We start from the raw sequence: 320 nt of genomic DNA, 5'->3' as shown, positions 1-320 counted from the left end.
TAGGAGCCTGGCGATGTCCTACTTTCACATGGCAAATGCCACACTATCATCGGCGCTGTTTCGTTTCACTACTGAGTTCGGCATGGAATCAGGTGGGTCCAAAACGCTATTGTCACCAAGCAAATTTGGTTGTTAATCGCATCTGCAATTAACTAAAATCTGGAAATCTGATAATCGTAAAATCTACTTTAGTATACTAACTTCTGTCTGTTACGCTGTCATAAAACGCGTTTGGCGTTGTATGGTTAAGCCTCACGGGTAATTAGTACAGGTTAGCTTAATGGCTCACACCACTTCCACATCCTGCCTATCAACGTTGT

At 42.8% G+C, this 320-nt stretch carries 2 rRNA genes; both read right to left on the bottom strand.

The features are described from left to right. Positions 1–5: 5 nt before the first annotated feature. Positions 6–120: ribosomal RNA gene (rrf, locus tag JIG41_RS01955) — 5S ribosomal RNA — on the bottom strand. A gap of 121 nt (positions 121–241) precedes the next feature. Continuing rightward, positions 242–320: ribosomal RNA gene (locus tag JIG41_RS01950) — 23S ribosomal RNA — on the bottom strand; the annotation flags it as partial.

This window comes from Pseudoalteromonas sp. bablab_jr011, assembly GCF_016464045.1.
Taxonomy (GTDB): domain Bacteria; phylum Pseudomonadota; class Gammaproteobacteria; order Enterobacterales; family Alteromonadaceae; genus Pseudoalteromonas; species Pseudoalteromonas lipolytica.
This window is presented reverse-complemented; position numbering and strand designations above follow the sequence as displayed.